The 19263-nt window shown below is 36.9% G+C and carries 11 protein-coding genes; 7 read left to right on the top strand and 4 right to left on the bottom strand.

Going from position 1 to position 19263, the window contains the following annotated elements:
• Positions 1 to 29: 29 nt before the first annotated feature.
• Positions 30 to 1571 (bottom strand): SDR family NAD(P)-dependent oxidoreductase, encoded by a 1542-nt coding sequence (locus tag MY04_RS27075; protein WP_066216277.1) that lies wholly within the window; start codon positions 1569 to 1571, stop codon positions 30 to 32.
• A gap of 277 nt (positions 1572 to 1848) precedes the next feature.
• Here MY04_RS27075 and MY04_RS27070 point away from each other — a divergent pair, with 277 nt between their 5' ends.
• The 4 genes from MY04_RS27070 to MY04_RS27055 all read left to right on the top strand — a co-directional run bounded on the left by MY04_RS27070 (position 1849) and on the right by MY04_RS27055 (position 10907).
• Entirely contained in the window at positions 1849 to 2616 is a 768-nt protein-coding gene (locus MY04_RS27070; protein WP_158297949.1) for a TrmB family transcriptional regulator, read from the top strand.
• Between the two features lie 196 nt (positions 2617 to 2812).
• Positions 2813 to 9667 (top strand): S8 family serine peptidase, encoded by a 6855-nt coding sequence (locus tag MY04_RS27065; RefSeq protein ID WP_084006172.1) that lies wholly within the window; start codon positions 2813 to 2815, stop codon positions 9665 to 9667.
• 330 nt (positions 9668 to 9997) lie between these two features.
• The gene (locus MY04_RS27060; RefSeq protein WP_066216271.1) at positions 9998 to 10312 is read left to right on the top strand and encodes a hypothetical protein; all 315 of its coding nucleotides are present in this window, start codon (positions 9998 to 10000) and stop codon (positions 10310 to 10312) included.
• Between the two features lie 148 nt (positions 10313 to 10460).
• Entirely contained in the window at positions 10461 to 10907 is a 447-nt protein-coding gene (locus MY04_RS27055; protein WP_066216270.1) for a hypothetical protein, read from the top strand.
• Here the strand turns inward: MY04_RS27055 and cobC are convergent.
• The 3 genes from cobC to cobT are packed head-to-tail and all read right to left on the bottom strand — an operon-like array spanning position 10897 to position 13186.
• The gene (gene cobC / locus MY04_RS27050; protein WP_066216268.1) at positions 10897 to 11424 is read right to left on the bottom strand and encodes an alpha-ribazole phosphatase; all 528 of its coding nucleotides are present in this window, start codon (positions 11422 to 11424) and stop codon (positions 10897 to 10899) included. The genes MY04_RS27055 and cobC overlap by 11 nt on opposite strands.
• Entirely contained in the window at positions 11409 to 12179 is a 771-nt protein-coding gene (locus MY04_RS27045) for an adenosylcobinamide-GDP ribazoletransferase (RefSeq protein ID WP_205960540.1), read from the bottom strand. The genes cobC and MY04_RS27045 overlap by 16 nt, the downstream gene beginning before the upstream one ends.
• Positions 12179 to 13186 carry a nicotinate-nucleotide--dimethylbenzimidazole phosphoribosyltransferase gene (gene cobT / locus MY04_RS27040; RefSeq protein ID WP_066216264.1) on the bottom strand — a complete coding sequence of 336 codons (1008 nt, stop codon included), beginning with the start codon at positions 13184 to 13186 and terminating at the stop codon, positions 12179 to 12181. The genes MY04_RS27045 and cobT overlap by 1 nt, the downstream gene beginning before the upstream one ends.
• A 417-nt stretch (positions 13187 to 13603) precedes the next feature.
• Between cobT and MY04_RS27035 the strand changes: the two genes are divergently transcribed.
• From MY04_RS27035 to MY04_RS27025, 3 genes are read left to right on the top strand one after another with little or no spacing between them, the layout of a single operon-like run.
• Positions 13604 to 15241, top strand: a complete 1638-nt coding sequence (locus MY04_RS27035; RefSeq protein WP_066216262.1) for a sulfatase family protein — start codon at positions 13604 to 13606, stop codon at positions 15239 to 15241.
• A gap of 21 nt (positions 15242 to 15262) precedes the next feature.
• Positions 15263 to 16882: a glucoamylase family protein gene (locus tag MY04_RS27030; protein ID WP_066216257.1), complete on the top strand. Its 1620-nt coding sequence runs from the start codon at positions 15263 to 15265 to the stop codon at positions 16880 to 16882.
• An 11-nt stretch (positions 16883 to 16893) separates the two neighbouring features.
• Positions 16894 to 19146: a glycoside hydrolase family 3 N-terminal domain-containing protein gene (locus tag MY04_RS27025; protein ID WP_066216255.1), complete on the top strand. Its 2253-nt coding sequence runs from the start codon at positions 16894 to 16896 to the stop codon at positions 19144 to 19146.
• The last annotated feature ends 117 nt before the right edge of the window (positions 19147 to 19263 follow it).

The raw sequence follows: 19263 nt of genomic DNA, 5'->3' as shown, positions 1-19263 counted from the left end.
ATTGGGGACCATCCAACAATCAATCGGATTTACCAATCAATCGGCATATAATCTTTCAAGAATTTACCCGACCAATGCTTCCCAGTATTAATACCATCGATCAGCGGATCAAGCACTCTTGCCGCACCATCTACGATATCCAAAGGAGGTTGAAAATCGTGTAATTCTTCTTTTTGTTTCGATAAGTGTACCGGGTCTTCATCAGTTACCCAACCCGTATCCACGGCATTCATGAAAATACCTTTTTTAGCCAATGAACCTGCAGATGTATGCGTCATCATGTTCAAGGCTGCTTTCGCCATATTGGTGTGAGGGTGACGGTCTTCTTTATGGAAACGGTGGAATTTACCTTCCATCGCCGACACGTTGATGATATGTTTCTTACCAGTGTAATCCTTTTCCATCAATTTAGAAAGACGGTTACACAAGACGAAAGGAGCGATAGAGTTGACCAATTGCACCTCGACCATTTCTGGCGTTTCGATCTCACCCAAACGAAGTCTCCATGAGTTAGTTTTTCTTAGATCGACTTGTTGTAAATCGGCATCTAGTTTACCTACAGGGAATACCTCTTTAGTGGCGATACTGTTATCGAAGCTATAAGGAATTTGCGAAAGTTGAGCCGATGCTCTTAAGCCGATACCTGCTTCAGAAGTACTCCATTTTACAGGAAGACGACCATTTTTAGCACTTTCACTTGTCTGTGATAATTCCGAAAGTTCCGTTAGACAGTAGATATGATCTTTCAATACGCTTTGAGCAGAAGCGGATAATGCTTCGAACGGTTGCTCTTCTCCGGCCATCAAATGCTCGTAGAAACCTGCAGGTCTCCTTACCGTTTGAGCGGCATTGTTGATCAGAATATCCAAGCGATCGTATTGTTGCTCGATAAAGTTACAGAAGATTTCAACTGATGGGATATGACGTAAATCTAATCCATGAATCTTTAAGCGATGACCCCATTCTTTAAAATCAGGCTCCTTAGAGAAACGTTCTGCCGAATCCACAGGGAAACGAGTTGTTGCCACTACTGTAGCACCTGCTCTCAAAAGAATTAAAGTGATATGGTATCCGATTTTTAATCGAGAGCCTGTCACTACTGCCACCTGACCTGTAAGGTCGGCACTTTGGAAACGTTTTGCATAGTTGTAATCACCACACTTCGGACACATTTGATCGTAGAAATGATGCAGTTTTGTGTACTCAGTTTTACAAACGTAGCAGTTTCTCGGAGAAGTTAATTCAGGAGTATCTGGAATTTCCATGTTCTCCAAAATTCGAGGAGCCACAAAAACACTTGCTTCACGAGCACTACGAATACCAGTAGATTTTCTAGCGTGTTTGTTTCGCTCTTGCTCCTTTCTTTTGGCCGCTTTCTTTATATCTTTTTTACGCTTACCAAACTCCTCACGGTTAGGTCTACTTAATTGACCTGCCGCTTTAATTAGGGCAACACGTTTCTCTTCACTCAAGTCATACAGTTGTACTGCATCAGCGGATAGTGTCTGCAATATTTTGATGCATTCATCAATCTGTTGCTCACTTAACGGCTGTTTGTCCTCTTCTGTCATATCGTTCTACTAAAATTGAAGCCGCAAGATACTGTCTTATTTTTAAATATGAGTGGAAATTTTAGTTAATGTTTAAAAGTAGTCTTACAAAAAAATGAATCCTTTGATTTTTTTAAAATTCCTGAAATGATGTGATATTTTGTTTTTAACGTTCAGTAATACAGTGTTTTATGAATTTTATGATTCTTTTTGAAACCACAAAAAATGTGTGCATTGTTAAATTAATCAAAAGAAAATTTGCATACTTTTCTACTTAGTACTACTTTTGGTAGTAGTTATGGACGAATTACTAATCAACATAGGTTTCTCTCAACAAGAATTAAAGATCTATAAGCTCTTACTAGAAAAGGGAGAATTATCGGTAACCGATATATCGAGACTTACTTCAATACCAACTTCTAAGTTGTATGCATTTATGGATACACTTACCGATAAAGGCTTTTGTAGATTAGTAAAGGATCGTCCTAAAATTTACGCGCTCAACTCTCCGAATTCAGCGTTCAATAGAGTAAGAGACGAATACATTCAAAAAGAAAAAGCATTACAAAAATTAAGTAACGAACTAGAAGAAAAATTTTTACAAACTAAGTCCAATACTACTTCAGTCTTTCGAACTATTACCAATCCTAAAGAAATTCTGGAAGAGTATTACCGCTTATTCCGCATGGCAAAACAAATAGGTGTAGGCTTTTCAAAAGCCCCTTATACAGTCAACATCGAAGAGCTTGAAAATGTAAATCCATCCGAGGAGGAATCCATTAATAATGGAGTAGAATTTAAAGGGATTTATGAACTTCCGAAAGGAGAAAATGAAACCAATATTAAGCGATTGGCCAATTATTTTAAATCAAAAGGAGAAGATGTGAAAATGATCGAATCCTTGCCGTTTAAAATGCTTATGGTAGATTTTCAATATGTTCTAATTCTTTTACATGGAGGTAACGGATTATCATTAAACATGGCACTTACAGTAGACGATAAGGATTTTGCAACATCTATGTACGATTTGTTTCAGCTATATTGGGAGAAGGCAGACTACATTTAAACTATTCTCTAATGCTAATTGTGTGCTAGTATTACAGACATCATTTCTTCATCTCAACTAAGACTAATCTCTTAAACTACTTGACTCTATAATGCTTACTATTATATAAGGACTAGCTTATAATGGCGACTTATTGTCAAAATTATAACACGTTTTATTTGACTTTTTTGCAACCAATTCATCTTGATTATTAAAAATGAAACATCTTTTTACGCGAACTACACGCTGGTGGAGTTTGACGGCACTTTTGTGTTTTCTAACTTTCCAAACTTCACTTTATGCGCAAGACAAACAAGAATTTACCAAAGGGGTAATTCGTATTAAAATCAAACCAAGTGATGTTCAATTCTTAGAACAACAAGTCGCTAAGATCACCGAAAATGAACTTCCGTTAAATTCAACAGGTTTCAGAAACTTCGATCAGTTAAATGATAAGTTTCAGGCAAAAAGAATTAATAGAGTTTTCCGTGATGCGGGTAAATTCGAAGCAAGACACCGTGCCTATGGTTTCCATCAGTGGTACGAAATCGAGACTGATTCTTTAAACGAAGTACAAGAATTAGTCGCAGCATATTCAGCATTGGATATGGTGGAATTTGCTGAACCAAGAAGTACACATAACATCTTGGCTGAAGCGTTGAACCCACCAAACGATCCTTTTTTCAGAAACCAATGGCACTATGATAACTTCGGTCAAGATTACGGTACTCCGGGAGCAGATATTAATTTATTGAAAGCTTGGGAGATCGAAACAGGTAAGCCGGATGTTGTTGTTGGTGTAATTGACGGTGGTATCGATGTGAACCACCCCGATCTAAAAAATAGATTATGGATCAATACAGGAGAGATCCCTGGTAACGGTATAGACGACGATGGTAACGGTTATGTAGACGATTACTATGGATGGAACTATGCGGATAACATGCCAACAATCATTCCTCACGAACACGGTACACACGTTGCTGGTACAATTGCAGCAGAGAATAATAACGGTATTGGTGTTTCAGGTGTAGCCGGTGGATCCAAGCCAGAAGATGGCGTTAGAATGATGTCTCTTCAAGTATTTTCTGACTATTTAGGAGCACCTACTTATGGAGGTTTCGAAGAAGCATTTATCTATGCAGCCGATATGGGTGCGGTGATTACCAACAACTCTTGGGGTTCTGGTGGAGAATCGGAATTACAAAAAGCAACGATTCGTTACTTCGTAGAAAACGGTGGTAAAGACAAAGAAGGTAATTACACAGGTCCTGTACAAGGTGGTGTAGTCATTTTTGCAGCAGGTAACTATGGTGCAATTACGAATGTATATACTCGTCCTGCTACATCTTATCCATCGAATATGGAAGAAGTAGTTAGTGTTGCTAACACTGATAACAACGATAAAAAAGCGATCTCATCTTATTGGAATGAGACCATTGATATTGCAGCTCCAGGTTCGAACATTTACTCTACTTTTCCTGATGGTAGATACGAGGCGATTTCAGGTACTTCAATGGCGGCACCTCACGTAGCAGGTGTAGCAGCTTTGATTGCCTCTAACAATGCTTACAATATTACAGCAGATCAAGTAAAAGATCGTTTGATTAACCATTCGAAGAATATAGATCACCTTAACCCTACTTTTGTAGGTAAAATTGGTAAGGGTCGTTTAGATGCCTATGCATCGTTAGTTAAAGATCAGGGAGCATTACCTCCTGTAGTTTCTGATTGGGGTTTCCAATATGTTTATTCAACATCCACAAGAATAGGATGGAGTTTTGTAAAAGATGATTTTGGCTTAACTATTAAAAAGTATGAGATTTTATTAGCTCAAGGTACTTTTGAGGATAATGAAGCTTTTGAAAATGCAGCTGAAAAGATTTCTTACCATGCGATTACAGGTAACTCATTTGCTAATTATGAAATCGATCACCTTTCTCCGGTTAGCACTTATTCTATAGCCATAAAAGCAGTAGATAATTTTGGAAATAAATCACCTTTATCTGAAGTATTTGAAATTTCAACTCAAGCTACTCCATTACTATCTTGGGTTTCTGATGAAGAACCACATTTGACTTACGATGTGACATCAGCCGAACTTCCAAAAACTAATATAGCTATTGTAAATAATGGTTCCGTACCTAGTAGAATTGTCTTTACTATTAATGACTTTGAGCATAATACAGTAGAATCAAATCCAGTAGGTAGAACAGCAGCAGCAAGTGTAGATACTAATCTTCCGTTCTCTACTTCAGAAGAATATGCTAAAATTCCGTTTTCTGAAATTCCTGATGAAGGAACTACTCCAGATCTAGAAGAAGTAATTACAATTTTATCGGATTCAAAAAAAATAGATTCAGTCTATCACGATAAACAAGAAGTTCCTACGTTTATGGTAGGTCACTCTGGTGCAGCAATGGAATATGCTAATAAATTCGTAGCAGAAAGAGATATGGAAATTGGAATGGTAAGTGCTGTTCTTTCCAACGAGATGTACTTGAGTGTTCCATTTACGGTGGCAATGTATATTGGAGGAGAAGACCAACCATTTGGTCAACCTGTTGCAACAAGTAGCTTTTATGTATCAGATCAACAAAGAGGTGGTTGGGTAAGTACTTCTTTCTGGCCAAAGACAGTAAAGGCAGGTGAGACTTTTTGGATTGCAATTGGTGCACCTCAAGGTATTTTCTATCCATTAGGTGCAGATGAAGCATCATATAAGGATAGAGGAATATCATATGCAAGAAAAGGTACGCATGGTTATTATACAGATTATGCTGCTGCACATGGCTCTTTGTTTAAGATTAGAGCTTATGAGATCCAAAAGAAAAATGACTTAGTCTCATTCAGTGATAGATATGCTGATATCGAAAATGGTGAAGTAGCTTCAACAGATGTTACTCTTAAGAAAGGAGATTGGAAAAACGGTACATATAAGCTTCAAATTTTGGGGCAACATGAGAACCCAATGCAATATCCTTTAGCAAAAAATATTTATGTAACCGTAACAGGTAATACTGCTGAACTTACTTGTGATGTTGAAGAATTAGCATTCGGAACGTTATTCGAAAATCAATCGGAGAACACTAAATTCATAATTAAAAATGAAGGTAAAGCAGAATTAGAAAATATTCAGCTTTCAGTAACAGAAGATGACTTTTTCGAAGTTTCTCCTTCGGAAATTGCTGAATTAAAACCGGGTGCCCAAGTAGAAATAACTGTGAATGCTAAGGGTTCTGATCAAGTTATTGATGTTCAATCAGAATTATCAATTACAGGTTTAGCAGAAACAATTCCTTTATCAGTAAATCATATTATTGGACCAAAAGTGGAATCTGATCAGCCAACTGTTAGCTGGATAGATGATAATGCAGTTACAATTGGAGAAACGGCTACAGCAGAATTCACACTAACAAATAACGGTGATCAAGCAACAGAATTTGTTTTTGATGCTATTGAAAATGATGGTTACACAAGTTTTGTAAGCGACATTACTCCATCGAGAGCAACACTTGATATTGGAGAATCAGTAACATTACAAGTATCAATTGATACTGAAGGTGAGATTGCTTATTCAGATAAGAAATCGGTTACTCTATATGCTACTCACGATGGTGGTAAAACAGCTGTAAAATTCGAAGTAGAACTACATGGTGATGTAATCGCTGAGTATGATGCGGATGTAGATTTTGGAAGTGTTATTTATAAGGAAGGTATTACTTTATCAAAAACAGTTACAATTTCTAATAAAGGTAATGTTAAAGGAACATTTGCTTTAGGAGAACTTCCTGCAGGTTTCACAGTGAGTGGATATATTCCTTCAACAGTAAGCCCAAATGGGAAAGTAAATCTTAACATCAAAGCTGAATTTGCAGCAATTGGTGAATTAATGGGAGTATTGCCATTTACGATGAATGATGAAACATTCGAAATCAATTTATCTGCTACGGCACTTGCATCTCCAACTGTAGATGTAAATACAACAGAGTTCATTACATCGAATACAATTGCTTATGGAGAGGATGGAGAATCAACATCATTCACGATCAATAACGAATCGGAAGATCTTGATTTACATTATAGTTTAAGTACTCCGAAATGGATGACACAGGCAGGTGATGAGTTCTTTGATTACGATGGTACAGACAATGGTTTTGGTTATGAGTACAAAATGTATGATGAACTTATTTGGGAAGATATCTCTGAAGTAGGTAAAGACGTTTCGTACGAAATGTTCTATCCTGAGTTTGTGTATGCTTACGAATTCGAAAATTTCGAATTCCCATTCTATGGTCAGTATTACGATCGTTTCCAAATGTCGATTGCAGCCTTAATTAGCTTCAACCCTGAAACGGAGGCAAACGATTTTACTTACACTCCATATCCAGCTTATAACATTGCTACAGGTAGCATTTATAATGGTCTTGACCTAGGAATTATCTCGGCATTCTGGATGAAAATGGTTCCTTCAAGTTTAGAAGGTAGTGGTATTTTTATGTACGAAAAAGAGGATAGATTAATCATTCAGTTTGAGAAAAACGTAGCTGCAGGTGCAGGTTCGCTTGGTAATGAAACAATAACATCTATTCAAATTGTATTGCATAAAAATGGCGATATCGATATGGCTTACAAGACATTACCGAATGTGTTTGTTTATCAAAATATCGGTATGAAGAATATCGAAGGAGATTATGCTTTCCAATACATGGAAACAAATGCAGATTTTAGAAAAGAACTTTTAGGAAAGACTTTAAGAATTAAAGCACCTAAAATCATAACAGTTCCAGCAAAGTCTTCTGAAGTTGTCAATTTACAGTATGTAGGAAATAACACTCCTGTAGGTGAACATAACGGAGAAGTGATTGTTCATAATAACGATGCTTCTAACCCAAGAATCACTACGGATGTTACTTTAACCGTTACTGGTGAAGCTGATTTATCTATCGAAGAAAGCGATTTAGAATTCACTCAATTGGTTTATTTGGAAGATACAGCTTTTGAAGAAACAAAAACATTTGTAGTGAAAAACGAAGGTAGTTTACCTGTAAATGTGACTGCTTCTCTAATGAATGATGAATCTTTCCATTTTGATATTGATACGTTACTAGGAGCATTCGATGTCTTGACGCTAGAAGTATCTTATGCAGCCTTAACAAATGAAGAAATAAGCGATGTCTTGATACTAGATTTTGATAATGGAGATCAATTGGAACTTCCATTAAAAGGCAATGCTGTACTACCTGCTGTACTTGATTACGATTTAGGTACTTCAATGAGAGCAGACACCTTGGACCTTTTAGTAAATGAAGGACAAGAAACGGTTCACGAATTTGTAGTTTCTAATAACGGTGATGAGCAAGTATTGGATTATGCGTTAACATTAGGTATTGCTAAATACGGTTGGGGTGTAGAAAAATCAATGCGTACAAAAGCAACATTAGAAACTCAATTCCCAGAAGAAGCAACATTGATTGATCACAATACTGTTGAATCATTCAAAATGTTGAATACTTATGAGTTTGCTCCTTCTGTAGCATCGAACAGTATGCGTACTTCACATGTTGAAAAACATGCATTTACAGATTCAATATCATACGATTTCCCAACAGAATCGCCAATGAGTTATTTAGGATCTACAGATTTTGATGTTCACTATGCCGCTAAATTTGAAGTAAATAATACACAAGGATTTACTTTAACTCATATCAGTAATTACTTTGTGAAACAATCGAAATCGGCATGGACTTTTGAGATCTTAAAAGGAGATACGCCTACTTCTCAAGAAGTTATCGCAACTCAAATGTACTATCCTAGCTCTTTAACTGGTGAGATGGAAAACATCACTTTAGATGAACCAATTTTCTTCGAAGATGGAGAAACATTTGTTATTCGAGTAATGGCTCCGGAAGATGTAGAATTCCGTATTCCAGTTGACTACAATGTACCTTCAACTATCGGTAAATACTTTGTAACTCTAGATGGCGGTAAGAATTGGGAAGTGATGTCATCGAGCACATTCTTCTATTACACTTACGCGATTAAGCTAAGAGCAATGGATGCTTACGGACAAGAGTGGGTAGACATTTCGCCAAGAAACGGTGCCTTAGAAAGTGGTGCTTCTGCAGATGTAGAAATCACTACAGCAATGAACAGATTCGAGACTGGATCTTACGAAGGTTACTTATACATTGGTCATAATCAACCACTAGTAGAGACAGTGAAAGTACCAACATTTATTAAGTACAATGCTGCTCCAATGTTCGTTGGAAATACAGCTTTAGAAGTGAATGAAGGTGATAGCATCACTTGGAGCTTACCAATGTTTGATAAAGAAGCAGACTCATTATTCTTAGCATCATCAGAAAATGCAGATGATTTCGATTTCGAAATGAGTAATGATACTTTATATGTAACTATGGTACCTTCTTACACGATGAGTGGTGAGTACTTCCCATCATTCGAGATTGAAGATACTTTAGGAGCCAAAAGAGTAATTGATTTTGCTGTGGAAGTAAAAGACGTAAAAGTCGCTCCAATTGTTGTAAAAGATTTCGATGAGCTTCAGTTAAATCCTCATGCAGAAACTACGATCTCATTAGAAGACTATTTCGAAACATTGGATGATGAAGAAATGGTTTACTACGTGAAGAATAGTGATCAGTATGCTGCAGCTTGGGTAAATAGCACAGATCTTACTGTTCTAGCTTCTAGTGTAGGGGATACAGAATTAATTATTGTTGCCGAGAACGAATCAGGATTAACAGTAGAAAGTAATCTAAAAGTATCTGTTGTAGGTGCTCCACTTTCTATTGATATGAATGAGCTAGTTGGAAACATTTATCCTAACCCTACAAAAGGTAAAGTATTTGTACAGCTTCCAGCAACATTCAGTACAGAAGCAACAGTAGTTGAAGTTCATAACTTGATCGGACAATTAATGTTCTCTAAAGTGATTAGAGATGCAGGAAATGTAGTCGAGGTAGATCTATCTGATATGCCTAAAGGATTCTACATGATCAAGCTTAATAACGGAACTGCCCAAGTTTCTGGAAAAGTTTTAAAAGACTAATATAACTCTCCTCTAACTATTTGATATTCATCTTTAATGCATGGTTTAATGGAATATTTTCCATTAGGCCATGCCAATTGAAATAAGACCGACGAATTGAGTATCAAATAATTAGGTTGGAATGATGAATTGCTAAAAGTACTTCCGTTATGGGAGTGCTTTTTTTTTATGATTGAACCCTAATCATGGAATATTTCATTAATAACCTAATGAATATATTATGAACTACACTTTTTAATTTTAATCATTTCTTAATTGCTGGAATAGAGTTTTCAACTACTTTTTACGCTTTTTTGTATCGAACGAGTACATTATCAATGATCAGTATTTATGAAACCAACAACTTTATCAGAAAGAGGGTATTTAACAAATAATAGAGTAAGACAAAAAACAGAGATAAATTATAAGTTTGTATTAGCTAAAATAGTGCAGTTATTACTCATCATAGGGTTTATTATTGGTGCAGTGGGAATGCTATTGGCTTGTACCTATTTTATTGCTAATCTTTTTGATTTTCAGGAACTTTATTACCTCAAAGATATTTACATTTCATTATTAAAATATTATGCGATTGTTGGAGTTATATTACCCACAATGCTTATTGTGATTTCATTGATTACCATCCGAATAATTGATACTCAATAGAAAGATAAGCAATACACATCATAGGTCTAGTCGTTGAAAAGTAAGATTTTTAAGGAAATATGTAGGGAATTTATCACTGATTTTCCCTTATAAAAATGAATAAACAAGGTGTTTATTTATAAACTAATTCTCTTTAAAAATCAAACTGATGAAAAATCTATTGTTCTTCACTCTAATTTTGTTCGGCATTTTATCATCATGTAACAAAAAAGAAACATGCCAAGATCCCAATGCTTTAAACTCCGAAATAACAGGTGGAGATAATGGTACCTGCCGTTACACGAATGTGATCTTTTATGCTGGAAGTAATAGAGTAGGTGGAAATGGGGATATCCTAGAAAAAATAGAAGTATATAGAATTTTTATTGATCAAGAGGAGTTGGTCGGAACGATCTCCGATTTAAAAGAATCTACTGATGCACCTATTGGTTGTGCGAATTCTTTAAACTCTATTCGTTACGAGTTGAATACTTCAACAGATATTCGATTTACCACAAAATATTATTATAAAAATGGGATTTCAGAAAATGGTGATACACATATTTTCAAGGCAGCATCCGATCAAGAATGTATCGTTCAGAATCTTACTTTATAGTGGTAAAATGGAATACTTGTCCATAGTCGACCTTCACATCAAAGATGTTTTTTAGTGGTATATTTTGATAAATATGATGAAAAATTCGTACCACAGAAGCATGGGCGATGATGACTACAGTAGCATGGGGTAGCTTGATGAGTTCTTTGTGAACATCAAATACTCTTTGATATACCTGATGTAGGGATTCTCCGTTGGGAGGAGCCTGATAGACAAAATCGTTTCCCCATGTATCCATTGCATCACGAGGAATATCATCCCATGCCATCATTTCCCAATCTCCAAAATTACATTCCATTAAACGGGGATCTGTGGTAAAATCATCCGTTAGAAATGTAGAAAGTTGGGTACATCTTGATAAAGGAGAGGAAATCAAGAAATCGATAGTAGTAGGAAGTTGTGCTTTGATACGTTCAAAGGCAGCTTCCTGTTCTTGTTTTAATGCCACATCAGTCTGACCATAACAAATGCCTTTTGGGACATCGACGGCGGTATGTCGAACTATATAAACTTCCATAGGACAACTAAGCTAGCATAAATCACAATCTCCGTCATTTGCTGAGTAGCACCCAAGCAATCGCCAGTGTAACCTCCAATTTTTCTTCTGAAATACCAACCTAAATATAAAGCAAAGGCAATACTCGGGAAGAGAATTAGAAATACCAACTGATCTCTAAAGAAGACCAATGGCCATAAGCCGAAGATTAAACCAGGAATAAACTGACCAATCGCAAATTTTGTATTGGCAATCGGTTTGGATTTACTGATATCCAAATCTTGTACATAAGGAAGTAAATCCACCATTGTAGAAGCTAAAAATCGACTTAAACTGTGACCTAATATCAAGGAACAATAGAACTGATAATCTCCTTCTAGGTAAATGGATTTCAGGAAAAAGAATTTTAGTGCAAGCGAAAGAATGACTGCTACGGTGCCATAAGTACCAATTCTGCTATCCTTCATAATCGTCAGAATCTTTTCTGGCGTATAGCCTCCTCCAAAGGCATCGAAGGTATCGGCTAAACCATCCTCATGAAAAGCACCCGTAATAAATATGCTGGACAGCATAGAGATGAGTATAGCAATCTCTACAGAAAATACCTGTTTGCTTACATAGAAAAACAAACAAGTAACTGCTCCTAATAAAATACCGATAAACGGAAAATACTTCCTCGAATCCTGAAGGTATTCGGCTTTATAAGGTACCCATTTTGGAATAGGTACCCTAGTGAAAAACTGAAGCGCGGTGAAGAATAAATATATCTCTCTCATTATTCCTTATCACTTACATTTGCCGATTCGAAACTTGCCATTTCATTCATAAAGTTGACTGCACTTTGGATAATAGGGAAAGCCATTGCTGCTCCAGTTCCTTCGCCCAAACGCATTCCTAATTGTAAAAGAGGATGGGCTTCTAATTTTTGAAGCAATAATCTATGCCCTTTTTCATCAGAAACATGACTGAAAATAGCATTCTTCTGAATTTCAGGATTCATAGCTTTGGCAATAGCATAGGCAGCTGTTACAATAAAGCCATCCACAATAATCATCTTACCATTTGATGCCGCTTCTAGCATTGTTGCCGCAATCATGGCAATTTCAAAACCACCAAAGGCACTTAATATTTGCTCAGGGCTATTTGCTCCCTGATGTTTTTCCAATACTTTTTCCAACACATCGTACTTCCTTTTGAAGCCTTCAGCATCTACACCTGTCCCTTTACCAATACATTCGTCTAAGCGAAGCTGATACAGTGCACTCATAATTAATGTAGCTGATGATGTATTGCCGATACCCATCTCTCCAAAACCGATAATATCAGCATCTTTAAGATCGTCTCTTTTCAACAAAGCTTTGGCTTTATTAAAACAATCGGCTATTTGATCAGCGTTTAAAGCATTTCCTCTCAAACTACTTTCCGTCCCTTTACCAATTTTCATATCGATAAGATCCGGGTGAGGTTCGAAATCAAAATTCACACCTGCATCGACCACCTTTAAGTTGAGATTATGCTGTCTTGAGAAAACGTTAATCGCCGCTCCTCCATTTAAAAAATTATACACCATCTGAAACGTTACTTCCTGCGGATAGGCACTCACACCTTCCTTCGCTAATCCGTGGTCTCCTGCGAAGACGATAATTGTAGGATTTTTTAAACTCGGGGAAGTGGTTTCTTGTACCATACAGATTTGCTTGGCTAAATTCTCAAGTTCACCCAAAGCACCAATTGGCTTAGTCTTTTGATCGATTTTTAGTTGAATTTCTTGAAGTAAGTTCATTTTTAGTCGGATTATGATATAAAAAATGATGTATAAATAAGGAGAAGCAAATTAAGGTTTATTTTGAGGATATACATTATCAAGCATCAATTCTTCGAAAAGATTTTTGATGACAAGAATAGATTATTCTATGCTTTTTGAGATATTTTCCTTGTTTTTCTGTTCTTGTTATTATTGTGATCGTGATGTTTGCATTGATTTGCTAAATGACTGATAAAGAGTTGTTATTAATGTGATCATTGTGTGCGCTAATGTTGTTAAAATTGCCTTAAGGTTGCGTTTATTTGCAATTATTCTTCATTTTTTTTGTTGTTTTCTTTTTTTTAAAAATACTTTTGAAGTGTAGCAAAGACGCTACGGGATTAATGAACAAAAACTCTATAAATATTTTCGCATTTTTCTAACGATTAAATTGAAATGAGATTTTTTTTACAAATACTACTTATCAGCATAGCAGCAAACGTATTTGCTCAGAAATCAGATAGACCTAATATTATATATATCATGTCTGATGATCACGCATTGCAAGCCATTAGTGCTTACGGTCATCCAGTATCTGATATTGCACCTACACATAACATTGATCGCATCGCCAAAGAAGGAATCAAGTTTGATCAAAGTTTTGTGACCAACTCTTTATGTGGTCCATCTAGAGCAACAATGTTAACTGGTAAATATTCGCACAAGAATGGATTCAAAACCAATTCAGATCAATTTGATGCAGGACAACAAACTTGGATCAGCATTCTTCAAAAGCAAGGGTATACAACAGGTGTAATTGGTAAGTGGCACTTAAAAAGTACTCCACAAGGATTTGATCATTGGAATATCTTAAACGATCAAGGAGAGTATTTCAATCCTGACTTCATTTCTGGAGAAGATACTACTTATGTAGAAGGTTATACTACAGACCTTATTACAGATTACTCTTTAGAGTGGATGGAAGAACAAAAAAATGCAGACAAACCATTTGCATTATTGATTCACCACAAAGCACCTCATAGAAATTGGATGCCTCCAATTCGTTACGCTAACGAATTTGATAATGTCGAGTTCCCTGTTCCAGACAACTACTTTGATGATTACGAAGGTCGTCAGGCAGCAGCGGAGCAAGAAATGAACATCTATAAAGATGCACAAGAAGGTCACGATTTGAAAATGTCGGTAGCTGTTGGATCAGACGAATGGAGAAAAGATATATGGCCTCATCTATTTAATAGGTTAACTGATGTTCAGAAAGAGGCTTGGCACAACGCTTACCGTGAGAAAAATGATAAAATGAACGCAGCAAACATGGACGATAAGGAAATGGCGCTGTGGAAGTACCAAAGATATTTACAAGATTACTGTGCGACTGTAAAAGCGGTAGACGAAAACGTTGGCCGTGTGTTAGATTATTTAGAAGAGAACGGCTTAGCTGAAAACACCATTATTGTTTATACTTCAGACCAAGGTTTCTACTTAGGAGAACACGGTTGGTTCGACAAAAGATTCATGTACGAAGAGTCTTTCAAAACACCACTTGTAATGCGTTACCCTAAAGAAATCAAAGCAGGAAAGACGACTCAAGCCATGGTGCAAAACATCGATTATGGTCCAACATTCTTGGATTATGCAGGTGTAGAAGTACCAGAAGATATGCAAGGTACGTCGTTAAGAGAAGTAGCGAAGAAAGGAAAAACACCAAAAGACTGGAGAAAATCAGTGTACTACCATTATTATGAGTACCCTGGTTTCCATAAAGTAAAAAGACAATATGGTGTAAGAACAGACGATTATAAGTTAATCCATTTCTACAACAATATTGATACCTATGAATTCTACGACTTGAAAAAGGATCCATCAGAAATGAACAACTTAATTGACGATCCGAAGTATCAAGACAAAATCGAAGAATTAAGAGTTGAGTTGGCTCGTTTAATGAAAGAAGCAGATGAGCCTCCGTACGAAGAATGGAAAGATACAGATTACAGAAAACAAGCGCGCAAGCGTAAAATGAGGGAAAAGAAGCTTCGCGAACAACAATTGAAAAAACAACAGTTACAAAATAAATAAATTACACTAGCGTGTTCATCAATGAGTTTACTAACTAACATATTATTATTATCATCCTTAATTACTTCTCTCTTTGTTCCTCCAACGGACAAAGAGAAGAAGTTAAAGGAAGAAGAGGTACGTTTTCAGGAAGACGTGAGAATCTTCGACGAAACACATGAAGCATCGTTTAGATATTTTTGGGAATGGGCACACCCTGTATCGGGTTTAACGCCTCGTAGATCTTTAGAAAACAAACGATTTGATATTGGTATTGGAGCATCAGGTTTTGGTATTCAAGCGATTATTGTGGGTGCTCACAGAGGTTGGGTATCTAGAGAGGAAGTGGTCGATCATTTATTGAAAGTGACCTATTTCTTGGATCAAAAAGCAGTGAAATACCACGGTGTATTTCCTCACTTGATTCACGGTAAAACAGGTCAGTTAATAAAGTTTGGTGGTCAGGATGGAGCAGACATCCAAGAAACGTCCAACTTAATGATGGGACTGCTTGTGGCTAGAGCTTATTTTGATGGTGATAACCACAAAGAAGTACAGCTAAGAAAAAGCATCACCGAACTTTGGGAGGCAGTTGATTATACTGTTCACGAATACCAAAACGGTTTGTGGTGGAATCATTCTGAAACTCAAAAAGAAAATAATGGCCTAAAGCTATTAATGAAAGGGTATACAGAATCGATGACGAGTTATGCTTTGGCATTGGGTCACCCTAAACATCCCATCAAAAAGAAATCTTACCAAGCATATGTGAACGGTAAAAACTTTGTGAACGGTAGAAAATATTATGGGTATACTTTAGATGTAGGTAAGCCTAAAGGCGGTCCGTTATACTTAGCACAAACGCCATTTGTAACAATGGACCCTCGCGATATGGAAGATCAGTACACTTTTTACTGGAAAAGAAGTATTGCACATTCTTTAATTAACTGGACGTATTGTTTCAAACATGCACCAAAAGAGTATCAGTATTCTAAAGGCGATTGGGGTTTAACAGCATCTCAGATTCCTACAGGCTATAACAACATGGCCGGACCGAACAAAGATAAAGGGGTCATTGCTCCATCAGGTGCTTTGGGTGTATTCCCTTATGTTCCTTACCAATCGTTCATGGCTTTAAGAAACTTCTACGAAAACCATAAAGAAGGACTTTGGGATAAATATGGATTTAAAGACGCTTACTCTATCAAAGACAATTGGTATTCGGATCGTTACTTGGGTCTTGATCAAGGTCGTACGGTCATTATGATGGAAAACTACAGAAGTGGATTATTCTGGGAATTATCAAAGAAAATCCCAGAGCTTCAGGTAGCCAAAAAGAAAATGGGAATTTCTTCACCTAAGTTCAAAACAGGCTTCCCATTAGCAGTAAAAGAGAACATCTCTCAGAGAGTTCAACTTATCAGACATCCCGAATTAAAAGCTTATCATGTAGATTATTACTTAGCTAAAGACGCAGACGTAAGCTTTGAATTTAGACATATAAATGGTGATGTGACTACTTTAAATTCACCTAAATTTAAATCAGAGGGGATGCACCAATTGGTGTTCGAAAAGAAGGATTTTCTTTCTGGAACCAAAGGTAAATTAATCATGACAATCAACGGTAAAACTTCAGAGGAACTACCGGTACAACTATTCTAAAACTTAACGCGATGAAAAAGATACTATTAACTATACTTTCACTTTGTTTGAGTCAGGTGATGTGGGCTCAAGACTACACGAAAGATGTTGAAAAACTTCTAAAGAAAATGACACTAGAGGAGAAAGTGGGGCAAATGACTCAGTTTACTTCTTCGAGTGATGTCACAGGACCTACGCTAAGAGGGAATGTGGAGAAAGACGTAAAAGCAGGTCACGTTGGATCGTTATTCAATGCTGTATCTGCAGATTACACTCGTAAACTTCAGAAAATGGCCGTGGAAGAAACTCGTTTGGGGATTCCATTATTATTTGGCTACGATGTAATCCACGGTTTCAAAACCATCTTCCCAATTCCATTAGGAGAAGCTAGTTCTTTCGACTTGGAAATGATGCAAGATGCAGCCAGAGTGGCCGCAGAAGAAGCATCAGCAGCAGGTATTCACTGGACATTCGCTCCAATGGTCGATGTATCTAGAGACCCACGTTGGGGTAGAGTAATGGAAGGTGCCGGAGAAGATACTTACTACAACAGTGAGGTAGCAAAAGCAAGAGTGAAAGGTTTCCAAGGAGACGATTTAGCGGCAACAAATACGGTATTGGCTTGTGCAAAGCACTTCTTAGCCTATGGTGCACCTCAAGGTGGTCGTGATTATCATACAGTAGACATGTCGTTACAAACATTACACGATGTATATCTTCCTCCTTTTAAGGCATGTGTAGATGCAGGTGTAGAAACATTTATGACTTCTTTCAACGAAATCAACGGTACGCCAAGTACTGCTAATCCTTACCTTTTCAAAGATATCTTAAGAGATCAGTGGGATTTTGAAGGAGTAGTAGTAACGGATTACACGGCGATTAACGAATTGATTCCTCACGGTATCGCAGGTGATCTGCCAACAGCTGGTCAGTTAGCTTTGAATGCAGGTATCGATATGGATATGGAAGGTGATGTTTTCTTGAGCACATTGGTACAATCGGTAAAAGACGGTAAAGTATCTGAAAAAGACATTGATAATGCGGTGAGAAGAATCTTGTTAGTAAAATTCAAATTAGGACTATTTGATGATCCTTACAGATACTGTGATGCCGAAAGAGAAAAATCGGTGACACTTTCTCAAGACTTCAAAAACAGAGCAAGAAAAGCAGCACAACGTTCGATTGTTTTATTGAAAAATGAGAATCAAACACTACCTCTAACATTAAACAACACAAAGAAAATTGCTTTGATTGGTCCATTGGCTAAGAGCAAGAAAGATGTATTGGGTGGTTGGAAAGCAAAAGGATCACCAAAACAAGCGAAGTCGTTATTCGAAGGAATGAAGGCAGCTACAAAAGATAAAGCGGAATTACTTTATGCTAAAGGCTGTAAAATGAGTGGTGCGGATACAACAGGTTTTGCAGAAGCATTAGAAGTAGCACAGCAATCGGATGTAGTTGTTTTAGCGATCGGCGAACCAAGAACTATTTCTGGTGAAGCGAAAAGTAGATCGGATATCAATATCCCTGGTGTTCAAACAGAATTGTTGGCACACTTAAAGCAAGCAGGGAAGCCTATCGTAGTTGTATTGATGAACGGTAGACCATTAACTTTAGAAAGAGAAGACGAATTAGCAGATGCATTATTAGAGACTTGGCACTTAGGAACAATGGCCGGTCCAGCAATTGCAGACGTAATTTTTGGTAAATACAATCCATCGGGTAAACTACCAATGTCGTTCCCAAGAAACGTGGGTCAAATTCCAATTTTCTATAACGCCAAGAACACAGGTAGACCATTCGATCCAGAGAAACCATCAGGTTATAAATCAAATTATTTGGACGTGCCGAATACACCTCTTTACGCATTTGGTTACGGATTAAGCTACACTGAGTTTGCCTATGGCGACATCAAATTATCTGCGGAAACAATGCAAGATCAACCAATAACGGCTTCTATTGAAGTAACCAATACAGGTGATTATGATGGTGAAGAAGTCGTTCAATTGTACATCCAAGATTTGATCGGAAAATCAACAAGACCTTTAAAAGAAATGAAAGGTTTTGAGAAGATCTTCTTGAAAAAAGGAGAGACAAAAACAGTTACTTTCACTATCGCTAAAGAAGCCTTGACGTACCACAGATGGGACATGAGTGAAGGTGTTGAAGCAGGGGACTTCAACGTGTATATCGGAACAAGTTCTGATAACGTAAAACAAGCATCGTTTAAACTGACAAAAGACTTTGAGGTGAGTAAGCAATACAATCCGATTAAGTCGAAGTAATTATAAAAACATTAGTGTAAGGCTTTTGCCTGATCAGCAGAGGCCTTACTACTACCCATCTAAACTTTATAAATCAATTAAAAAGAGCATTTGGTAAATGAACTTATCCGGAAAGAG

The organism is Flammeovirga sp. MY04, from assembly GCF_001682195.2.
In the GTDB taxonomy this organism is placed as follows: Bacteria; Bacteroidota; Bacteroidia; order Cytophagales; family Flammeovirgaceae; genus Flammeovirga; species Flammeovirga yaeyamensis.
Note: the sequence above shows the minus strand (reverse complement) of the source record. Positions and strands in the feature narration are given on the sequence as shown.